This is a genomic window from Litchfieldia salsa (genome assembly GCF_900104555.1).
In the GTDB taxonomy this organism is placed as follows: domain Bacteria; phylum Bacillota; class Bacilli; order Bacillales; family Bacillaceae_L; genus Litchfieldia; species Litchfieldia salsa.
Genome location: NZ_FNJU01000010.1, coordinates 148,712 through 169,144, shown reverse-complemented (window position 1 = coordinate 169,144; position 20,433 = coordinate 148,712). Strand labels below are relative to the sequence as shown.

Annotated in this window: 21 protein-coding genes; 19 read left to right on the top strand and 2 right to left on the bottom strand. The window is 35.8% G+C overall.

All coding sequences use genetic code 11. The annotated features are described in order from the left end of the window. Window positions 1-3: 3 nt before the first annotated feature. The 11 genes from BLQ56_RS17455 (at window position 4) to fliT (ending at window position 8,493) form a co-directional block, all read left to right on the top strand. A complete protein-coding gene (locus tag BLQ56_RS17455) occupies window positions 4-1,065 on the top strand; it encodes a nucleotidyltransferase family protein (protein WP_090857318.1) in 1,062 nt (353 codons plus the stop codon). Then, window positions 1,062-2,015, top strand: coding sequence for a Gfo/Idh/MocA family protein (locus BLQ56_RS17450; RefSeq protein ID WP_090857316.1), 954 nt, complete (start codon window positions 1,062-1,064; stop codon window positions 2,013-2,015). Before BLQ56_RS17455 ends, BLQ56_RS17450 begins: the two co-directional genes overlap by 4 nt. Continuing rightward, window positions 1,972-2,682, top strand: coding sequence for an acylneuraminate cytidylyltransferase family protein (locus BLQ56_RS17445; RefSeq protein WP_090857313.1), 711 nt, complete (start codon window positions 1,972-1,974; stop codon window positions 2,680-2,682). Before BLQ56_RS17450 ends, BLQ56_RS17445 begins: the two co-directional genes overlap by 44 nt. After that, complete coding sequence (locus BLQ56_RS17440; RefSeq protein ID WP_090857311.1) at window positions 2,679-3,503, top strand: SDR family oxidoreductase; 825 nt, start codon at window positions 2,679-2,681, stop codon at window positions 3,501-3,503. Before BLQ56_RS17445 ends, BLQ56_RS17440 begins: the two co-directional genes overlap by 4 nt. Further along, a complete protein-coding gene (locus BLQ56_RS17435; protein WP_090857308.1) occupies window positions 3,493-4,038 on the top strand; it encodes an acyltransferase in 546 nt (181 codons plus the stop codon). Before BLQ56_RS17440 ends, BLQ56_RS17435 begins: the two co-directional genes overlap by 11 nt. Before the next feature lie 40 nt (window positions 4,039-4,078). Further along, a complete protein-coding gene (locus BLQ56_RS17430) occupies window positions 4,079-4,429 on the top strand; it encodes a DUF8042 domain-containing protein (protein WP_139163119.1) in 351 nt (116 codons plus the stop codon). Next, complete coding sequence (locus BLQ56_RS17425) at window positions 4,426-5,706, top strand: motility associated factor glycosyltransferase family protein (protein ID WP_090857301.1); 1,281 nt, start codon at window positions 4,426-4,428, stop codon at window positions 5,704-5,706. Before BLQ56_RS17430 ends, BLQ56_RS17425 begins: the two co-directional genes overlap by 4 nt. A 153-nt stretch (window positions 5,707-5,859) precedes the next feature. Continuing rightward, window positions 5,860-6,216 (top strand): flagellar protein FlaG, encoded by a 357-nt coding sequence (flaG, locus tag BLQ56_RS17420; protein WP_090857299.1) that lies wholly within the window; start codon window positions 5,860-5,862, stop codon window positions 6,214-6,216. A gap of 13 nt (window positions 6,217-6,229) precedes the next feature. Then, window positions 6,230-7,720 (top strand): flagellar hook-associated protein 2, encoded by a 1,491-nt coding sequence (locus BLQ56_RS17415; protein ID WP_090857296.1) that lies wholly within the window; start codon window positions 6,230-6,232, stop codon window positions 7,718-7,720. A 21-nt stretch (window positions 7,721-7,741) separates the two neighbouring features. Continuing rightward, window positions 7,742-8,143, top strand: coding sequence for a flagellar export chaperone FliS (gene fliS / locus BLQ56_RS17410; protein WP_090857294.1), 402 nt, complete (start codon window positions 7,742-7,744; stop codon window positions 8,141-8,143). Further along, window positions 8,143-8,493: a flagellar protein FliT gene (gene fliT, locus BLQ56_RS17405; protein ID WP_090857291.1), complete on the top strand. Its 351-nt coding sequence runs from the start codon at window positions 8,143-8,145 to the stop codon at window positions 8,491-8,493. Before fliS ends, fliT begins: the two co-directional genes overlap by 1 nt. 313 nt (window positions 8,494-8,806) lie before the next feature. On the opposite strand, the gene BLQ56_RS17400 is transcribed toward fliT, so the two are convergent. Next, window positions 8,807-9,844, bottom strand: a complete 1,038-nt coding sequence (locus BLQ56_RS17400; protein WP_175490370.1) for an HD-GYP domain-containing protein — start codon at window positions 9,842-9,844, stop codon at window positions 8,807-8,809. Window positions 9,845-10,345: 501 nt separating this feature from the next. Between BLQ56_RS17400 and hpf the strand changes: the two genes are divergently transcribed. The 6 genes from hpf to cccB all read left to right on the top strand — a co-directional run bounded on the left by hpf (window position 10,346) and on the right by cccB (window position 18,015). After that, window positions 10,346-10,903 (top strand): ribosome hibernation-promoting factor, HPF/YfiA family, encoded by a 558-nt coding sequence (gene hpf / locus BLQ56_RS17395; protein WP_090857285.1) that lies wholly within the window; start codon window positions 10,346-10,348, stop codon window positions 10,901-10,903. Window positions 10,904-11,156: 253 nt separating this feature from the next. Next, window positions 11,157-13,667 carry a preprotein translocase subunit SecA gene (secA, locus tag BLQ56_RS17390; RefSeq protein WP_090857282.1) on the top strand — a complete coding sequence of 837 codons (2,511 nt, stop codon included), beginning with the start codon at window positions 11,157-11,159 and terminating at the stop codon, window positions 13,665-13,667. A gap of 86 nt (window positions 13,668-13,753) precedes the next feature. Then, a protein-coding gene (prfB, locus tag BLQ56_RS17385; protein WP_238457307.1) for a peptide chain release factor 2 occupies window positions 13,754-14,852 on the top strand; the annotation gives its coding sequence in 2 pieces (ribosomal slippage) (window positions 13,754-13,816 and window positions 13,818-14,852; 1,098 coding nt in all). Between the two features lie 147 nt (window positions 14,853-14,999). Beyond that, window positions 15,000-16,490: a methyl-accepting chemotaxis protein gene (locus tag BLQ56_RS17380; protein WP_090857279.1), complete on the top strand. Its 1,491-nt coding sequence runs from the start codon at window positions 15,000-15,002 to the stop codon at window positions 16,488-16,490. A gap of 285 nt (window positions 16,491-16,775) precedes the next feature. Further along, window positions 16,776-17,642 (top strand): YitT family protein, encoded by an 867-nt coding sequence (locus BLQ56_RS17375; RefSeq protein ID WP_090857276.1) that lies wholly within the window; start codon window positions 16,776-16,778, stop codon window positions 17,640-17,642. Between the two features lie 55 nt (window positions 17,643-17,697). After that, window positions 17,698-18,015 carry a cytochrome c551 gene (gene cccB / locus BLQ56_RS17370; protein WP_090857273.1) on the top strand — a complete coding sequence of 106 codons (318 nt, stop codon included), beginning with the start codon at window positions 17,698-17,700 and terminating at the stop codon, window positions 18,013-18,015. A 23-nt stretch (window positions 18,016-18,038) separates the two neighbouring features. On the opposite strand, the gene BLQ56_RS17365 is transcribed toward cccB, so the two are convergent. Beyond that, entirely contained in the window at window positions 18,039-18,425 is a 387-nt protein-coding gene (locus BLQ56_RS17365) for a hypothetical protein (RefSeq protein WP_090857270.1), read from the bottom strand. Between the two features lie 287 nt (window positions 18,426-18,712). Here BLQ56_RS17365 and ftsE point away from each other — a divergent pair, with 287 nt between their 5' ends. Both ftsE and ftsX read left to right on the top strand, forming a co-directional pair. Next, window positions 18,713-19,399, top strand: coding sequence for a cell division ATP-binding protein FtsE (gene ftsE, locus BLQ56_RS17360; RefSeq protein WP_090857268.1), 687 nt, complete (start codon window positions 18,713-18,715; stop codon window positions 19,397-19,399). After that, the gene (gene ftsX / locus BLQ56_RS17355) at window positions 19,389-20,282 is read left to right on the top strand and encodes a permease-like cell division protein FtsX (protein ID WP_090857266.1); all 894 of its coding nucleotides are present in this window, start codon (window positions 19,389-19,391) and stop codon (window positions 20,280-20,282) included. Before ftsE ends, ftsX begins: the two co-directional genes overlap by 11 nt. Window positions 20,283-20,433 lie beyond the last annotated feature (151 nt).

Genomic DNA, 20,433 nt, shown 5'->3' with positions numbered 1-20,433 from the left:
GTTTTGAAAAAATGGCAGGATATCTTAGTACCAGCATCAACATCAATTTTTAACACAATGGATATTATTGATAAATCTACCTTGCAATTCGCAGTCGTTATTAATGAAAAAAAACAGTTATTAGGTACTGTAACCGATGGAGATATAAGAAGAGGTATTCTTAAGGGACTAAATCTAGATACTTCTATATCCGAAGTGATGAATACTTCTCCCTTGTATGAAATTGAAGGGAAAAGACACAGTTATTACCGTAAGGTGTTAAGGACGAAAAAAATAAAACAGTTACCTGTGGTAAATACAGAAAGGCAAATTATCGACATTATCTTTATTGAGGATAAAGGAGAATATAAAAAGAGTAATCCAGTAGTTTTAATGGCGGGGGGACTAGGAACAAGGTTACAACCTTTGACAAATGAAACACCCAAACCGATGTTAAAACTAGGTGGAAAACCTATTTTAGAAACAATCATTGATGGATTTAAGGATGCAGGTTTCTATAACTTTATTATTACTGTAAATTACAAAAAAGAAGTGATTAAAGAGTACTTTGGTGACGGGAGCTCAATGGGAATAAATATAACTTATGTTGAGGAAAGTAAAAGATTAGGAACAGCTGGAGCTCTTTCTCTACTAGAAAAAAAACCAGAACTTCCTTTTTTTGTAATGAATGGTGATTTGCTAACAAAAATTAACTATGAGCAACTTCTTAATTTTCATAAGGAAATGGACTCTTTTGGGACTATGTGTGTTCGTGAATTCGAATACCAAATTCCGTACGGCGTCATTGAAACTGAAAACCATAAATTATTATCAATTGAAGAAAAACCTACTCATCGAACGTTTGTTAATGCAGGAATTTATGTCTTAAATCATGAAGTATTGAAGTATGTACCTTCTGACACTTTCTTTGATATGCCAGATTTATTTAAAACCTTACTTTCAAATAATCATGAAACCTCTGCATTCCCGGTTCGAGAATACTGGATGGATATAGGAAGAATGGCTGATTTTGAGAAGGCAAATGGCGAATTTATTGAATACTTCCCAGAAGGTGTGAATAGATGAGCTATAAGAGTTTAGTGATTGGTTATGGTTCTATCGGTCAAAGACATGAAAGAATTCTTAGTTCACTTGGATGCCCAACTGCTGTGGTATCTAGGAGAGAATTGAACCTCTCCCATTCTTACAAAGATATAAGGACTGCAATTGAGAAAGAGGATCCTGAATATATTGTTATCGCAAATGAAACTGTGGAACATGAGAACACCTTACAAATCATAGAAGATACTGGTTATGATAGGAAGTTATTAGTTGAAAAGCCGATATTTTCATTTAGTACTCAAAGGACATTTTCTTTTTCATCCTTATATATAGGATACAATCTTAGATTTCATCCAATTCTTCAGCATCTATTCCATCGTTTAATAAATAAAAAGGTTCTCTCTGTTAATGCTTACGTCGGACAATATCTTCCTAATTGGAGGCCCCAATCGGATTACTCTAAATCATACTCAGCGAATCAGTCAAAAGGGGGAGGGGTGATTAGAGATTTAAGTCATGAATTAGACTATCTTCAATTTTTATTTGGAGATTGGAAAGAGCTTGTTGCCCTTGGGGGGAAATTTAGTAATCTAGAGATTAATTCAGATGACAGCTTTTCACTATTATATTCCACTGAAAAGGCTCCCACAATATCATTGACAATGAATTACCTTGACCTTATTACTCAAAGATTTTTAATAATCAATACGATAAACGAAACATATAAAGTTGATTTTATAAAAAATAAATTAACGATTAACGACGAAACTATTAAATATGACGTAGGACGTGACGATACTTATATTAAACAACATTTAGCCGTTTTTAATAATGAATCAGAATTCTTATGTTCATATGATAATGGAATAAAGATTATAAAAATGATTGAAATGGCAGAATGTTCTTCATCAGAGAAGGTGTGGATAAAGAATGAGCAGGAGAATATGTTCAATATGTGCAAGAGGCGGGTCTAAGGGCGTCAACCAAAAAAATATTCGTTCGCTACTCGGGGAACCATTAATAGCGCACAGTATTAAACAAGCAAAAGCAAGTGGTTTATTTGATGCAATAGCTGTAAGTAGTGATAGTGACGAAATTCTTACTATTGCTAAAAACTATGGTGTGGATTTTCTTGTAAGAAGGCCAGATGCATTGGCAACAGATAAAGCTCCGAAATTACCTGTCATTCAACATTGTTTGGAATCTGTTGAAGCAGAAATAAATCAAACATTTGATATAATCGTCGATTTAGATGCTACTTCGCCTCTTAGATCTGTCGATGATATTGTCCAATCAGTAAGAATGTTCGAAAGTAACTTAGAAGCAACCAATCTGATCTCTGGTGTATCCTCAAGAAGAAACCCTTATTTCAACTTGGTGGAAATGAGTCAAGACGGTTACGTAGGTCTTTCAAAACAGCTTAATCAAGCTATTATAAGGAGACAGGATTCACCAAGATGCTTTGATATGAACGCTTCTATCTATATATGGAAACGAGATTCGCTAGTTAATTCTAGTTCAGTATTCCAATCAAAGACAATACTATACGAAATGCCAGAGGAAAGGTCTATTGATGTTGATTCGGAGCTTGACTTTGAATGGGTCTCCTTTCTTGCAATGAAAAGAGGTGAATTATTATGAGGAATTCTTATTTTGATCGGTTTAGGCTTGATGGTAAAACAGCAATTGTAACAGGAGGTGCGGGTATTCTAGGTACACATTTCTGCTGTGGCTTAGCAGATGCTGGGGCAAATATTGCGGTCGTCGATATTGACATTGATAAAGCTAGAGAAGTTGCTGAAATCATCAACAATAATTATGCAAGTAAAGCAATTGCTATTCAATGTGATGTCTCTTCAGAGGAGTCTGTGAAGGAAATGGTTTCTCAAGTAGTTTCAGTCTTTAAAGAAATTCATATTTTGCATAATAATGCTGCAGGTAAGTCGAAGAACTTAGAGGCTTTTTTTCAGGAATTTGAAGAGTATCAACTTGAACAGTGGAAGGAAATTATGTCCATAAACCTTGATGGTATGTTTCTGGTTGCGAAATATGTAGGAAAAGAAATGAAAAAGCAAAAAAAAGGTGGATCTATTATTCAGACGTCCTCAATTTACGGAGAAATGGCACCTGACCAAAGAATATATGAAGGTTCAAATTATTTAGGAAGACAGATTAATACTCCTGCTGTTTATTCTGCTTCAAAAGCTGGCGTGATTGGTCTGACTAAATATTTAGCAACTTATTGGGCAGAGGACAATATTCGCGTTAACACGATCATACCTGGAGGGGTTGAAAGTGGCCAAAATAAAATATTTATCGAAAACTATAGTAAACGTATTCCTCTTGGAAGAATGTCACAACCTGAGGAAATGGTAGGAGCCTTACTATTTCTTGCCTCAGAAGCATCTAGTTATGTAACAGGTCAGAGTATAATCTTGGACGGTGGGCTAAATGCTTGGTAAAGTAAAGGAATTTCTAGATAGATGGAATTGGTCAAAAAATGCTGATCGTCTAGGACCTGATATGTTAGGAACACATTTTAGTTTTTTTCTACCAACACTACAGACAAAAATTTGTAGGCAGAAGTTTTTACATTTTGGTAGTAATGCTGAATTTAGAATGGGTGCCTATGCAGTAACTTGTTCGAATATAAAAATTGGTGACAATGTAGTTATCAGGCCTATGAGTGTTTTAATGGCAACGCCAAAAGGGCAGATCTGTATAGAGGATAATGTATTATTAGGATCAGGAGTTCATATTTATGTTTCTAATCATAGATTTGATGATGTGACTATTCCAATCTACTTCCAAGGTCACTCCCCAGATAAGTCAATAACGATCAAGTCTGGAAGTTGGATAGGAGCAAACTCCATAATATTACCTGGAGTCACTGTTGGGAGAAACTCTGTTGTAGCAGCAGGGAGCATTGTCACAAAGGATGTTGGGGATTATCAATTAGTTGGAGGAAACCCAGCTAAGTTAATAAGGAAACTATAATTAAACAGGAAAACAAATACAAATGTTTGGAAGTGAAAATATGAACTTAATAATAAATGAAACAGTATCATCAATAAAAGAATATCTACCGAAGGTAATTAATGCAACAGACGATATTGCAAAATTACTACAAACGGACAAGGAATGGGAGGCTTTAAACCTTATTGTAGCAGTTACTGAAGGGATCGAATGGTGTATAGAAGCAGTAAACAAAATTCAAGATTTAAAAGGTGAGGTATATATTGATACGATGGAAATTTCGAAAATACTTATGGAAATTAATGAGGCGCTAGCTGTAAGAGATTTTGTCTTAACTGCTGACTTATTCGAATATGAATTAACCCCTGTTCTGAATACTTGGTTAACGAAAATTGGGCAAATTCATTCATGATTACATGGGAAGTTTCCGAAACAAGAAAGTTGCCGACGCTCATTATTAATAGAAATGGAAACGGATCTTGTTACGTTTACAGTAAGTATGACCCTGAAAAAGAGATTACTCGTTGGATAAATAGTATAAGTATCGACGAGGATAAAGACAACATATTACTATTTGGCATGGGGCTAGGTTATCATACTAAAGCACTTAGAGAAAAGTATCCTGAAAAACGGATTTGTGTATTAGAACTTAATGAAGATTTTTATTATTGGTTTAATAAATCACCTTTTTTTGAATCTCTTAATGGTGAATCCAAGGTTGAATATCTTTATCTAGCAAAAGATGGCAGTAATTATCATGAATTTAATTCTAAATTAACTTGTGATAGAAGTGAGATCGTTATTATAAAACCGCTGTTAGATCTAACTCCTAACAAATATGTAGAATTAAAGGACATGCTTCTAAATATCGAAGTGAGTAAGCGATCATTCAAAGCACATGAACAAATAATGACTGAAAACTTCAATAAGAATATCCTTAGGAAGGATAAGGGTATTAATCCTTGGTTGGGAAAATATAAAGGAAGATCGATGATCTTAGTCTCTGCAGGACCATCACTTACTAAACAGCTTCCACTTTTGTTAGCTCTCCGAAAAAATACTGATGTAATAATTGGGTGTGTTGGAACAGCACTAAATCCGTTAATAATGGAAGGAATTAAACCAGACTTTTTCATGATTTCTGAGTCAAATGAAAATCTAAAACAAATACAGAATATAAATGACAAAGATTCTTCTATTCCTTTTTTTTACTTAGCTACTGCAAATAATAAAGTAGTGGAGGGGTATAATGGACCAACGTTCATTGTGTGGCAAAAGGGCTTCCACCAGTCAGAAGAACAGTCTTTTAAACGGAGTGAACCATTGGTAGATACTGGAGGTTCAGTTGCAACTTGTCTACTTGATCTAATGATGAAAATGGAACCTAATGCAATTGCCTTAATTGGGCAAGACTTAGCGTTTACAAATAATATGAGCCATGCTTCGAATGCGGATGCAGTTAGAAGCGATATTTCTGGGTCTCTAAAAATAGACGATTACTATTTGAAAGAACAGGTAACAACTTCAAGAAATTTATTTATCTATTTGAAATGGTTTGAAAGATATTGTGCATTAAAAAGGCAAGATACAGTTTTATATAACTGTACTGAGGGAGGAGCTCATATAAAGGGCTGGAATCATATTAGTTTAAGTGAATATAGCGACAAAAACCTCAACTCAAAAGAGTGAGGTTTTTTGCTCTAGAACTATTTTACTGTCGGAGTTTTTTTAATCGACAAACAATTATCGCACAAATTCTAAAAATACCTTTAAAAACTTTTAAACGAACCGATATATAAGGTATCTAATGTTATTAACTTTCATTCTTGGGAGAGTGAATATATGTCTATTGATAAAATTCCTACCAATACAGTATTAAATTTCACTGAAACCTCACAAACTCAGCAAAGAAGAGGTGAAACAGTACAATCAGAAGCAACACCATCAGAAACAGAAGAGAGCAGTAGAACATTTAAGGAAGATGATATTTCTGATGCTATCACTGGTTTAAATAATTTACTTAAATCTACTCAAACCCATGTGAAGTTTGAGCTGCATGAAAAATCTAAGGAGTATTATGTTTCGGTTGTTGATAGTAGAACAAACGAAATAATTAGGGAAATACCCTCAAAGAAATTGCTTGATATATATGCTTCAATGACAGAGTTTTTAGGTTTAATTTTTGATAAGAAGATATAAAGGTGGTTAAATCATGAGAATTGGTGGACTTGCAAGTGGGATGGATATTGATACACTTGTGCTAGATTTAATGAAGGCACAAAGAATTCCGTTGACCAAACTGACACAAAAAAAACAGGTATTTGAATGGCAGCGGGATGATTACCGTTCAATGAACACGTTATTGAAAGACTTAGATAACCATATATTTAGTGGAGTGTATATGGCGAAAAATCTTATGCAAAAAGCAGCAACAAGTTCTAATAGTAGTGTTGTAACCGCAACTGCAAATGCATCAGCTAGTAGTGGAACAACAAATTTCACTGATGTAAAGCTTGCTACTTCTGCTAGATGGTTATCAGACAAAACAATGTCAACAGGTGACTTAACTCCAGCAGCAACCACAATAAGTCTATCTGTTACTGCAGGTGATGGGTCACAATCTACTCCAGTAGAGCAGACTTTAACTTTTGAATCAACAGATACAATCGATGATATCATTAAAAAATTAAATGGAAAAAAAGAGTATGGAATCTCTGCTATACATGAAAATGGTAAAGTGTCAATTACAAAAAATGATACTGGTAGTCAAGCGAGTATTGTTATAAATGATCAAGCAACTGCAGACTTCTTTACTTCCCTTGGATTTACTGCTCAGGTAGGACAAGAATTAGGCTATGATGCTGGTACAAATACAAATACAGTTAAAACTCTTGGAGAAAATGCTACGTTTGCAATAAATGGAATATTAACAGAGCGTTCTAGTAATACTTTCGATTTAAATAATGTAACATATAGTTTAAAAGGTGCAGGTTCAGCCACAATTACTGTTACAAATGATACAGACTCAGTAATCGATAATATTGTATCATTTATAGATAAATACAATGATGTGATAGGTAAAATTAACGCTAAGACTTCTGAAGAACGGTATAAATCTTATAATCCGCTTAGCTCAGAGGAAAGAGAGGCAATGTCCGATAAGCAAGCTGACCTTTGGGAAGAAAAAGCTAAGAGTGGTTTATTGAGAAGAGATTCAATTCTATCCACAGGGTTAAATAAGATGAGAAACTCTATATATAATAGCGTAAGTGTATCTGCTACAGAAAACTATCAACTGGCAGAGTTTGGAATTACAACATCTCGTAACTATTTAGATAGAGGAAAATTAGAATATGATAAAGAGAAGCTAAAAGCCGCTATCGAGGAAAATCCAGAAGCTATCTATAAATTATTTATGAATGACAGTACAACTGAATCTTCACAAGGAATTATTCGGAGACTTAGAGGTACAATAAAAGAAACAATGACTAACATCGAAGCTAAGGCAGGTAAGACTCTTTCAACAAACCAACAATATTCAATTGGTCGTAACCTTAGCTCAATAAATTCGCAGATAACAAGGTTTGAGGATCGTTTAATTCAAGTTGAAGACCGTTACTGGAGACAATTCACAGCAATGGAAAAAGCAATTCAACAATCAAATAATCAATCAGCATTTTTAATGCAGCAGTTTAGCTATTAGAAGTAAGGAGTGAACGCAAAAATGGCAATCAGTAACCCATACCAACAATACCAAACAAACGCAGCAACAACAGCTTCGCCAGGTGAATTAACATTAATGCTCTATAACGGCTGTTTAAAATTTATCAATCTAGCTTGTAAAGCTGTCGAAGATAATAACATCGAAGAACGCAATACAAATATTCAAAAAGCTCAAAACATCATTAGAGAATTCATGGTCACTTTAAACATGGATATCGAAATCTCTAAAAACTTAATGAGCATGTACGATTATATGAACCGTCGTCTCATGGAAGCTAACTTGAAGAATGATTTAGAAATTCTTAAAGAAGTAGAAGGATATGTAGTAGATTTCCGTAATACTTGGAAGGAAGCACTTCAATTAAGTAAACAACGTCCTCAAGTCCAAGGTAACAAAGCATAATGAGTGTTGAAAAGCTATATAGGGATACAAAACAACTTATTCAACTGCTAGAGAACCCTGTACCAAAGGAAGATCGCGATGACTATATTGCTAATATTGAACAAATGTTAGAAAGTCGTGAACAACTGATGGATAAGCTAAATCCTCCATATACCGAGGAAGAGATGCGTTTAGGAAAAGAACTTATCGACGATCAAAAAATCATCGATGAGAAGTTTAAAATGATTAAGTCTCAAATACAAACAGATCTTAACCAATTAAGCAAAACAAAAGAATCAAATAATAAATACACAAACCCCTACCAATCATTATCAAATGGGGACGGTATGTTTTTTGATCGAAAGAAATAGGTATGAAAGAAGGCTCCTGAATAGGGGCCTTTATTCGTTCTTGGCAACAGTAAATTTTATAGGGATTATATTAAAAGGAAAAGGCTGACCTTTCAAAATTAGTTGTTTTAGACATTAAACATTGAAAAAGGTAGTTTTCTAGCAGGCTGAATACACGTAGACTCCTGCGGGACTAGTGGCCAAAGTGAGACCCTGCAGGAGCATTAGCGACGAGGAGGCTCACTGGTTACCCGCCGGACGCGGAGTGTATTCAGCCTGCGGCTTTAAAAGTAACAATCTATTTAATAAAAGCCAAACAAAAAAGCGATATCGTCTATTTTCGGACGACATCACTTAATCGGATTTTTCTATTCTTCCGCAAATCCACATATTCCTCATTCGTTATAATCAATGGTTGATGTGGTTCATCATCATGTATGAAAATAATCTCACCATGATCTCCTGTATTTAATACAACTTCCTTACGGATATATTGTCTCATTAAATATCGTACAAATGGAAATACAATTGCAGGATTTAGCTTGTTGTTGTAAGCTTCTTCCACCAATATATTAATACCCACAAAATCTGGTTTCTTCGCTTGATATACTCGTTCTGTAGAGATTGCATCATATGTATCTGCGACTGAAAGGATTTGCACAAGAAATGGTAAATCTTTTTCCTTCACCCCATTTGGATAACCACTGCCATCAATTCGTTCATGATGAAGGAGAGCGGCAGCAGGGATATGGATATCCAGGTCCTCAACTTCCTTAAGAATCTGATAGCCATATATTGTATGACGTGTGATTTCCTGCCATTCATTTGCATCAAGACGACCCGGCTTGTTAATAATATCAGGGCTGATCATCGTTTTGCCGATATCATGAAGAAGGCCCATTTGACCAAGAAGGAAAATATCCTTCTTAGAACGGCCTAGCAGCTTTCCGATAACAGCACTAATCATACCAACATTAATACTATGTCTATAGGTATATTCATCATAATCCTTAATTCCATGCAAATATCTAATTGAATCTGTATGGTCTGTGGCTTGTTCAATTAATGGTTGATAAGCATTGATTAGTTCTTTAATTGGAGGACTATTATTAAGATTAATATTCTGAAACAATGTAGATATTTCTTTAAGGTTTTGGTCATACAGCTTTTGCATCTTGGCATTTAATTTATCATTTGGATATTTGTCTTCAATTTCAACCAATGTTCCAAACTTATAGTTTTGCAAGAGTACAATATGAGTTTCTGTCAGGGTTGTCCCTTTTTTTAACAGTAATATACCGTGATCAGAATAGATGTCTTGACCTATTTTCTTCCCTACAAGTTCAAATGATATTTCGAAGTTATTATTCATAAGCATGCTCTCCAATAAACAGGAATGTAATTGGTGTGATTTCCGTTACATATTCATAGATGTTTGGGTGAACTACACTGTTCCTTCTATTTTACACTGAATTGCAGAAAAATGTAAAAAAATGTGGAAAATAATATTATTATTTAGAAAGATGAAAGAATCGGAGTTAAATAGACTTAGACCATTTTTGTAGAAAAAAAAACATAATTAATACCAATATTTTCAAAGTATTGGCGATATACTGTGAGTATAATAATATTTTCCTTTAGTACTTCAGTTAAAAAATAAGTTATAAAAGTTTTCACAATTTTGTAATAAAATTTTAGTGGTTTAAGAAGGAATGAAGGCGGGTATTGTAGAATTAGTATATATAATCAAAATAAAGTGCTTTCATGGGTGCTTTATAACTGATTATAACTCTTGGGTTCTCTTCATGACCTAGAGATATAGATGTTAAGACCATTCAGTTAGATTGGTCGACTTAAAAGGAGGAGTTCATGTATGAAATACAACGTCCGCGGTGAAAACATTGAGGTAACTCCAGCATTACGAGAGTATGTTGAGAAGAAACTAAGTAAGTTAGAACGCTATTTTGACGGTACTCCCGATGCAAATGTTCATGTGAATTTAAAAGTATACAATGACAAAGAACAAAAGATAGAAGTGACGATTCCGATGACTCAGCTGGTCTTAAGAGCTGAGGAATCGCATAATGATATGTATGCTGCGATCGACTTAGTTGTCGATAAGCTTGAGCGTCAAATTCGTAAACATAAGACAAAAGTAAATCGTAAATTCCGAGAGCAAGGTTCTATCCATTCATTTTTCTCAAATGGGGATAGTAAGGTCGCTGTTAAAGAACCTGAAGCTGATTCAGATGAGTTTGAGTTAGTTCGTATGAAGCGATTTAACTTAAAGCCAATGGATAGTGAGGAAGCAATCCTACAAATGAATATGCTTGGACATAGCTTCTTCGTCTATACAAATGCGGATACTAATACAACTAATGTCGTTTATCGTCGAAATGACGGCAGGTACGGCATCATTGAACCGAATTAATAAATAGACTTGAAGAGAGAGCACAGCCTCTAAAGGTTGTGCTCTTTCGTTGTTTACTTCAAAAATCTATTTAATCGGGACAGAATCAGTCCCACTTGTGGTGCCTGGCACCGGGAGTGGGACTAATTTTGTCCCGTGTACATAGTCTGATTTGATGAAAAGTTTACCCTGCAAAAAAATAGTGTTAAAATGGTTTATATTAGATTAATTTATTTATAATAGTTGAAATATATAAGATAGAGGAGCGTTTTTGATGCTTGGACTTTTAAATAAAGTATTTGATCCGAACAAACGCCAAATTAAAAAATTGGAAACATTGGCCGAAAAAATTGAGGCATTGCGTCCACAAACCGAAGGGCTAACAGACGAGCAATTACGAGAAAAAACGGAAGAATTCAAAGCAAGATATGCAAAAGGTGAAACACTTGATGCCCTTTTAGTTGAAGCATTTGCAGTTGTTCGTGAAGCGGCTAAGCGTGTATTAGGCTTACATCCATATGCTGTTCAATTAATGGGTGGTGCTGCACTACATGAAGGAAATATTTCAGAAATGAAAACAGGGGAAGGTAAAACATTAACGTCTACCATGCCTGTTTATTTAAATGCGATTACAGGGAAGGGTGTTCACGTTATTACTGTGAACGAATACCTTGCTAGTCGTGATGCACATGAAATGGGTCAGTTATACGAATTTTTAGGACTAACAGTAGGACTAAATTTAAACGGACTTTCTCGTGAAGAAAAAATTGAAGCATATCGTGCAGATATTACATATGGTACAAATAATGAATTTGGGTTTGATTATTTACGTGACAACATGGTGCTATACCGTGAACAAATGGTTCAACGTCCACTGCATTTTGCCGTTATTGATGAGGTTGACTCGATTTTAATTGATGAAGCGAGAACACCATTGATTATCTCTGGAACTGCTCAAAAATCAACTTCTTTGTATATCCAAGCAAATGGATTTGTTCGTACATTAAAGATTGAAGAAGATTATACCTATGATGAGAAGACAAAAAGTGTTCAATTAACAGAGGATGGAATTTCAAGAGCGGAGAAAGCCTTTGGAATTGAGAACCTTTTTGATATCAATCATGTTGCTTTAATTCACCATATTAATCAGGCCCTAAAAGCACATTCAAGCATGCACAAAGATGTTGATTATGTTGTTGATGAAGGCGAAGTAGTAATTGTTGATGGTTTTACTGGTCGTTTAATGAAAGGTCGCCGCTATAGTGATGGACTACACCAAGCAATCGAAGCGAAAGAAGGCTTGGAAATTCAAAACGAAAGCATGACGCTAGCGACGATTACATTCCAGAACTATTTCCGTATGTATGAAAAGCTCTCTGGTATGACTGGTACCGCTAAAACGGAAGAAGAAGAATTCCGTAACATTTATAATATGAATGTTGTCGTTATTCCGACGAATCGCCCGATTGCCCGTGATGATCGTCCAGATTTAATTTATAAGTCAATTGAAGGAAAGTTTCGTGCAGTAGCTGAGGATATTGCTGAGCGTCATTTTAAGGGACAGCCAGTACTAGTTGGAACTGTCGCGATTGAAACATCTGAATTGATTTCTAAGTTTCTTTCTAAAAAAGGCATTAAACATCATATTCTTAATGCAAAGAATCACGAACGCGAAGCTGAAATTATTGAAAATGCAGGTCAACGTGGTGCTGTTACAATCGCAACGAACATGGCTGGACGTGGAACAGACATCAAGTTAGGCGCGGGTGTTGTTGATGTTGGTGGACTTGCTGTTATTGGGACAGAGCGACATGAGTCACGTCGTATTGATAACCAGCTTCGAGGCCGTTCTGGTCGTCAAGGAGATCCTGGGGTAACACAGTTCTATCTTTCAATGGAAGATGAGCTTATGCGTCGTTTCGGTTCTGACAATATGAAGTCAATGATGGAACGTCTCGGAATGGATGATGATCAACCGATTCAAAGTAAAATGGTTTCTAGAGCCGTTGAATCTGCACAAAAACGTGTTGAAGGAAATAACTTTGATGCACGTAAGCAGCTCCTTCAATATGATGATGTTTTACGTCAGCAACGTGAAATCATTTATAGCCAGCGTTATGAGGTTATTGACTCAGAAAATCTACGTGAAGTTGTAGAGAAGATGATTTCATCATCAATTGCTCGAAATGTGGAGCTATATACACCAGGAACTGAATTACCAGAAGAATGGAATATTAAAGGGATCGTTGATTACGTGAACGGAAATCTTCTATCAGAAGGTGACATCGTAGAAAAAGACCTTAAAGGAAAAGAGCCTGAGGAAATGGTAGAGGCTATTCTGAATAAGGTAAAAGAGCGTTATAATGAAAAAGAAGCAGAGCTTTTACCAGAGCAAATGCGCGAATTTGAAAAGGTAATTGTACTTCGTGCAGTTGACAGCAAATGGATGGATCATATTGACCAAATGGATAATCTTCGTCAAGGAATTCATTTACGGGCATACGGACAAACGGATCCTTTACGAGAGTATCAAATGGAAGGCTTTGCGATGTTTGAAACAATGATTGCTTCGATTGAGGAAGAGGTTTCTAGATATATCATGAAAGCACAAATCCGTAACAATCTTGAGCGTCAAGAGGTTGCGAAGGGACAACAGGCTGTACATCCAAAAGAAGGCGATGAAAAGCCGAAGAAAAAACCAGTCACTAAAGCAATGGACATCGGACGTAATGACCCATGTATTTGCGGTAGCGGGAAAAAATATAAGCAGTGCTGTGGGAAATAATAGGTAGCTAAGAAGAAAAGGTGAGAGGCTACTCTCACCTTTTCAGGCGAAAATACCTTTTTAAAATCATAATGAGGTGAAGCAATTTGGAATTAGTAGAAATTAAACAAGAGCTTGATAAAATAGCAAAAAGATTAACTGCGTTTAGGGGGTCTCTTTGACTTAGAGGCAAAGCAAGCTCGTATCAATGAACTAGACGAAGTCATGTCAATGCCAGAATTTTGGAATGATCAAAATTCAGCACAAGAAGTGATCAATGAGGTCAATGCTTTAAAAGAATCAGTCAACCAATTCAATGAGCTTGATGAATCATATGAGAACATTGAACTTACTCATGAATTACTAAAGGAAGAGCCTGATGAGGAAATGCTATCAGACCTTGTTAAGGAAATGAAGGCACTTGTGAAGAGCATGAATGACTTTGAATTACAGCTTCTTTTAAGTGAGCCATATGATAAAAATAATGCCATCCTTGAACTTCACCCCGGTGCTGGCGGAACTGAATCACAGGATTGGGGCTCCATGCTTCTTCGTATGTATACACGTTGGGCAGAGAGAAAAGGGTTTAAGGTTGAAACTCTTGATTACTTACCAGGAGATGAAGCGGGGATTAAAAGTGTAACCCTGTTAATCAAAGGTCATAATGCTTATGGCTACTTAAAAGCGGAAAAAGGTGTACACAGACTTGTTCGTATTTCTCCTTTCGATTCATCAGGTCGTCGCCATACCTCATTTGTTTCGTGTGAGATTATGCCAGAATTTAATGATGAAATTGAAATTGACATCCGTACAGAGGATTTGAAAATCGATACGTACCGAGCAAGTGGTGCAGGTGGACAGCATATCAATACCACTGATTCAGCGGTTCGTATTACTCATCTACCGACCAATACGGTTGTTACATGTCAAACTGAGCGTTCACAGATTAAAAACCGTGAACGTGCGATGAAAATGCTTCAAGCAAAGCTGTATCAGCTGAAAATTGAAGAACAACAATCGCAACTAGATGAAATTCGTGGCGAGCAAAAAGAAATCGGTTGGGGAAGTCAAATCCGTTCATATGTATTCCACCCATACTCAATGGTAAAAGACCATCGTACAAATACCGAGGTTGGAAACACACAAAGCGTGATGGACGGTGACTTAGATCCATTTATTGATGCTTACTTGCGATCAAAACTTTAATACACGACGTAAAATCCCACAGACCATAGTCAGTGGGATTTTTTATTTTTAAAAAAAAGCTTAAACGTAATCGCTTTCCTTCCGATAATAAAATAAAGAAGCTTTTTTACTTCATGTGAAATCTTAGTTTTAAGGGGAGAGCGTAAAATGAATACACATCTATTAGATAATCTCAAAAAAACGGATATTCAACGAAAAAATAAACTACTTTTCACTGTTATTTTAATTTCAGTTGTTTTAGCAGTTTTAGTAGATATTGCAATCAAGCAACCACTAGCTCTAATTTTAACTATCGCAATTAGTGGCACGATGTTTTTAGGAATATTAGGAGTATTAATTAAAATTAATAAGTTCGTCACAAAAATTCCATATGTTTCGGTTGTCGGCTTATCGTTGGTCCTTTTTGTCATTATGGAAAGTTCTGAATCAATTCTTATGTTAATCATGCCTATTTTTCTTTTAACATCAGTCGCAATTTATAATATGCGTTCAGTGCTAACTATTGGTTCAGGTCTTGGATTAGTTCAAAGTATTACATATATTTATATGAAACATGAAGTATTAGAACTAGACTCAAGGATTATTGCAACTTATTTTCTCTTACTACTATTAATCATCCTAACACTGTTTTTCCAAAGTACGGTTGTTTTAAAAATGAATCAAGACATTCGCGACCTTCAGGAAGCTGCTGCTGTTAGTTATCAGCAGCAACAAAAACAAGTACAGGAAATTGAATCTAATTCAGTCACTATTAGTGAAAATATCAAAAGTATTCGTGGTCAGGGAGAAGAACAAATGCAGTCCTTCAACGAAATGGCTGTTGCTGTATCTGAAATTTCCTCGGGGATGCAAACTCAGAGTGAAGCAGCCTCAACAATTACTGAATCCGTTGAAACACTTAATCGTGTGGCTCAACAACTTATCCATTCAGCTACAAGTTTGAACGCACAAACAGATGAAACGTCATCAGCTTCTACTAGTGGATCACAAACAGTTGAGGGTTTACTAACAACCATCCTAGAATTTCAAACTTCCATTGGAGCTATGTCATTAACAATGAACCAGCTTGTTGGGAAAATTAATGAAACAAATAAATTTGCAGATTCTATCCAAGCGATTGCATCTCAAACGAACTTGCTTGCCTTAAATGCATCGATTGAAGCTGCAAGAGCAGGGGAAAGCGGAAAAGGCTTTGCAGTTGTAGCAACTGAAATTAGAAAACTAGCTGAACAAACTTCATTAACAGCGAATCAAATTTCACAAAACTTAGCTGCTGTAAACGAAAATACGCTTGAAACCCAAACACAAATGTCTGAAAATGCAACTAAGATGGATGATAGTGTGAAAATGACGAAGGACACGATCAGTGTGTTTACCCAGATAACCGAAGCAGTTTCTAAATTAAACGCAACTGTTAAAGAGTTTGAGGAAATGACGTCAGATTTAGGCAATTCATCCTCACGTATTGAAACAACAATTACAGAATTTGCTGCAGTAATAGAGGAAACATCAGCTTCCCTTGAAGAAATTGCTGCATCTATTGATACACAGAATAACCAAAACCAGCTTTTAGTTACATCCATACAAGAAACAGATCAAGCTTCAGAACGTCTAATGAATTTATATAAAGAAAGCTAATAATTATGATGAAAGAGATTGTCCACTAGTGCCGCTTGGTATAGATGGGCAATCTCTTTTTTTCTGTTATCGAACTTACTAGTCCAATCATTGAATAAAAAAATGAAGGTCAGTCAAACTAAATGAAGATGGGGTTTTTGGTTTAAGAAATAAAATGAAGAAACATTCGAGATGAATCATCATTTTGTTGCTTTAATACGTTATTACACTGGCGTTTACTTGTTCTGTAACCCGTGCTATACTCTCAAAGGTTATCAATGAATTACCGGAATTAGGAGGAACAACATGAACAAGAGAAGACGCCAAAAAGAACAACATCCACTTTTAAATTTAGTAAGTGAGTATATACATATTTTAGTTGGTTCAGCATTTATTGCTTTGGCTTTTAATGTGTTTTTATTACCCAATCAAGTAGCATCTGGTGGGGTAAGTGGTATTAGTATCATTTTATTTACTTTATTAGGCTGGGAACCCGCCTATGTTCAATGGGCATTCAATATACCGCTGTTTATTGCAGGAGTTATTTTACTAGGAAAACAATTTGGCACAAAGACATTAGTCGGGACTATTTTTCTTCCTCTTGTTGTGTATCTTTCAAGAGATGTCGAACCTGCAACATTGGATCCTTTACTAGGAGCCATCTTCGGTGGAATCGGAGTAGGTTTAGGTCTTGGAATTGTTTTTAGAGGAAAGGGCTCGACTGGCGGGACTGATTTAGCCGCTCAAATTATTAATAAATATACTGGTTTTACACTTGGACGATGTGTTCTGATTATAGATGGACTGATCGTATTATCCGCAGCGGTTGTATTCGATATTGAAAGAGGGCTTTATGCATTAATTGGATTATTTGTCACCAGTAAAACCATTGACCTTGTGCAAATAGGAATTGGCAATTCAAAAATGGCGATGATTATAACAAATCAACAAGAAAAGGTTAGGAATGGAATCATACATGAGATTGACCGTGGAGTGACGAAGCTGTCTGCGTTTGGTGGGTATACAGATGATGAACGTCCTATTTTGATGTGTGTGGTTGATCAAACAGAGTTCACAAAATTGAAACAATTAGTGAAAAGCATTGATTCGTCTGCATTTGTTATTGTTATGGATGCTGCTGAGGTGTTAGGTGAAGGTTTTAAACGAGCATAAATCGGTTATAATAAAATTTTAATAACTTTATTTTGCTCGGAAGGGGGAGTCATAATTGAAAGTGAAATTATTAGGTTTATTATTGGTCGTATTGGTTGTATTAGCTGCTTGTGGTGGAGGAGATGAAGCTTCAGAAGCAACAGGAGATACAGCGACAGTGAATGCAGAGCGAGTATTCCAACAAAACTGTGGATCATGTCATGGTCAAGATTTAAGCGGAGGGGTTGGGCCAGGATTAGCGAATATAGGTTCAGAGTATTCTCAAGAAGAAATTGAATCCATCATAGAAAATGGTCAAGGGATGATGCGTGGGAAAATCATCGTAGGTGACGAAGCAGTTGCAGTCGCTGAGTGGCTAGCGGAAAAGAAATAAGAGGAATCTATAATAAGCGAATTTTAAGCAGCAAAAGCATTGGGGAAATACCTGGTGCTTTTTTTATGAAAATAGCTATGAAAGACAAAATCGAGTAGATCAGCAGAAAAAAGTCTTTCATCCGGGCTATGAAAGACAAAACCGAGTACATCACCAGAAAAAAGTCTTTCATCCAGGCTATGAAAGACAAAATCGAGTAGATCAGCAGAAAAAAGTCTTTCATCCGAGCTATGAAAGACAAAATCGAGGAGATCCTCAGATAAAAGTCTTTCATCGGAGCTATGAAAGACAAAATCGAGGAGCTCACCAGAAAAAAGTCCTTCATCCGCGCTATGAAAGACAAAACCGAGTACATCACCAGAAAAAAGTCTTTCATCAAACCCGCATCGATCCCAAAACCGTAATCCCACTCAAAAATCACTCAGTTCTCCTATCAAACTACCAAAATACCAAATGACTAAACCAGTTACCAAAAATAAACAACCCGCCAAACCCTATGTTAAACAACACGTTTGACGGTGAAATGAAAATGTAATAATTTTGGGTCTGATTTTGACGAATTATGATGTTATAATGTAAAAAGTGGCGATATATGGCCTTCACTTAATAAAAATGTAAATTTCTCGACAAAAACTGCATGTATTCGTGATATAGTTAATGTAAAAGAACAAAAAAAAACTAATTCAGGTGATTATAGATGATAGAAATGAAGGATGTTACCAAAAAGTATCCCAATGGCGTACTTGCTGTAAATGGGATTTCAGTCAATATTAAGCAAGGTGAATTTGTTTATGTTGTTGGACCAAGTGGAGCAGGAAAATCGACCTTCATTAAAATGATGTATCGTGAAGAGAAACCTTCCTCAGGTTCAATTACAATTAATGGCATAGACTTAACAAAGTTGAAAGAGAAAAAAGTTCCTTATTTACGCCGTAACATCGGAGTAGTTTTTCAAGACTTTAAACTGTTACCAAGACTTTCTGTATTTGAAAATATAGCATATGCGCTTGAAGTTATTGAAGAAAACCCTCGTAATATAAAAAAACGGGTGTTGGAAGTACTAGATTTAGTCCGACTAAAGCATAAGGCTAGGTTTTTACCAGATGAATTATCAGGTGGAGAGCAACAGCGTGTATCAATCGCAAGGTCAATCGTTAATTCTCCAGGACTAATGATTGCCGATGAGCCAACAGGGAATTTAGATCCTGAAACCTCATGGGAAATTATGAATATCTTTGAGGAAATCAATAACCGTGGTACGACGATTATTATGGCTACACATAACAGAGAAATTGTTAACAAAATTAAAAAGCGAGTAATTGCCATTGAAAGTGGAAAAATTGCACGTGATGAAGTAAGGGGTGAGTATGGCTATGAAATCTAGTACACTCATCAGGCACTTTCGTGAAAGTGCAAAAAACCTTAGTCGTAATGGCTGGATGACATTTGCATCAATAAGTGCTGTAACTGTTACGCTATTACTTGTTGGTGTTTTTATCGTTATCATGTTGAACTTAAACAGCATGGCAACCTCTATTGAGGAAGATGTTCGGATTCGTGTTCATATTGATTTAGCTGCAACACCAGAAGATCAAAAAAAGCTGGAAGCCGAAATTGATAAAATTCCGGAAGTATCTACCATTGAATACTCTTCAAAAGAAGATGAACTTGCAAACATGATTAAGAGCTTTGGTGAAGAGGGTAAGATATTTGAACTCTTTGAACAAAATAATCCATTGCATAATGTGTTTATCATCAAAACAAATGAACCAACCGATATTATGAAGGTTGCGAAAGAAATAGAAACCTATGCATATGCAGCAAAGGTGAAGTATGGTCAAGGTGAGATTGAGAAAATCTTTGCAACTGTAAAGGTTTCTAGAAATGTAGGACTTGGTTTAATTATTGGACTCTTGTTTACCGCCATGTTCTTAATCTCAAATACGATAAAGATTACGATTGTAGCAAGAAGACGGGAAATTGAAATCATGAAACTTGTTGGTGCAACAAACGCGTTTATCCGTTGGCCGTTTTTCCTTGAAGGTCTATTTTTAGGGATATTAGGAGCAGTCGTTCCAATTGGTGTGATTCTAGGAACCTATAATTATGTTTACGGCTTAATTCAGCCAAGACTTGATGGCACATTTCTTACCCTTCTACCTTTTCAGCCGTTTGCGTTCCAGGTTACAGGATTGTTAATAGCGCTTGGAGCATTCATTGGTGTGTGGGGAAGCTTAATGTCTGTACGTAAATTCTTAAGAGTATAACATGTAATAAGCAGGTAGGCATCTCGATAAGCCAACAGCTTTCTTGATGTTACCTGTTCATTTTATTTATAAGTTAGTAGATAGCTAGATTCTTATATTTGGATAACATGATGGCTGAGCTAATGTTCTCTATTACTTTTAAAAGAAGGAC

Coding starts and splice junctions, on each gene's coding strand:
- BLQ56_RS17450 (WP_090857316.1), top strand. CDS start 1,062: ATGAGCTATAAGAGTTTAGTGATTGGTTATGGTTCTATCGGTCAAAGA.
- BLQ56_RS17445 (WP_090857313.1), top strand. CDS start 1,972: ATGAGCAGGAGAATATGTTCAATATGTGCAAGAGGCGGGTCTAAGGGC.
- BLQ56_RS17440 (WP_090857311.1), top strand. CDS start 2,679: ATGAGGAATTCTTATTTTGATCGGTTTAGGCTTGATGGTAAAACAGCA.
- BLQ56_RS17435 (WP_090857308.1), top strand. CDS start 3,493: ATGCTTGGTAAAGTAAAGGAATTTCTAGATAGATGGAATTGGTCAAAA.
- BLQ56_RS17430 (WP_139163119.1), top strand. CDS start 4,079: ATGAACTTAATAATAAATGAAACAGTATCATCAATAAAAGAATATCTA.
- BLQ56_RS17425 (WP_090857301.1), top strand. CDS start 4,426: ATGATTACATGGGAAGTTTCCGAAACAAGAAAGTTGCCGACGCTCATT.
- flaG (WP_090857299.1), top strand. CDS start 5,860: ATGTCTATTGATAAAATTCCTACCAATACAGTATTAAATTTCACTGAA.
- BLQ56_RS17415 (WP_090857296.1), top strand. CDS start 6,230: ATGAGAATTGGTGGACTTGCAAGTGGGATGGATATTGATACACTTGTG.
- fliS (WP_090857294.1), top strand. CDS start 7,742: ATGGCAATCAGTAACCCATACCAACAATACCAAACAAACGCAGCAACA.
- fliT (WP_090857291.1), top strand. CDS start 8,143: ATGAGTGTTGAAAAGCTATATAGGGATACAAAACAACTTATTCAACTG.
- BLQ56_RS17400 (WP_175490370.1), bottom strand. CDS start 9,844: ATGAATAATAACTTCGAAATATCATTTGAACTTGTAGGGAAGAAAATA.
- hpf (WP_090857285.1), top strand. CDS start 10,346: ATGAAATACAACGTCCGCGGTGAAAACATTGAGGTAACTCCAGCATTA.
- secA (WP_090857282.1), top strand. CDS start 11,157: ATGCTTGGACTTTTAAATAAAGTATTTGATCCGAACAAACGCCAAATT.
- BLQ56_RS17380 (WP_090857279.1), top strand. CDS start 15,000: ATGAATACACATCTATTAGATAATCTCAAAAAAACGGATATTCAACGA.
- BLQ56_RS17375 (WP_090857276.1), top strand. CDS start 16,776: ATGAACAAGAGAAGACGCCAAAAAGAACAACATCCACTTTTAAATTTA.
- ftsE (WP_090857268.1), top strand. CDS start 18,713: ATGATAGAAATGAAGGATGTTACCAAAAAGTATCCCAATGGCGTACTT.
- ftsX (WP_090857266.1), top strand. CDS start 19,389: ATGAAATCTAGTACACTCATCAGGCACTTTCGTGAAAGTGCAAAAAAC.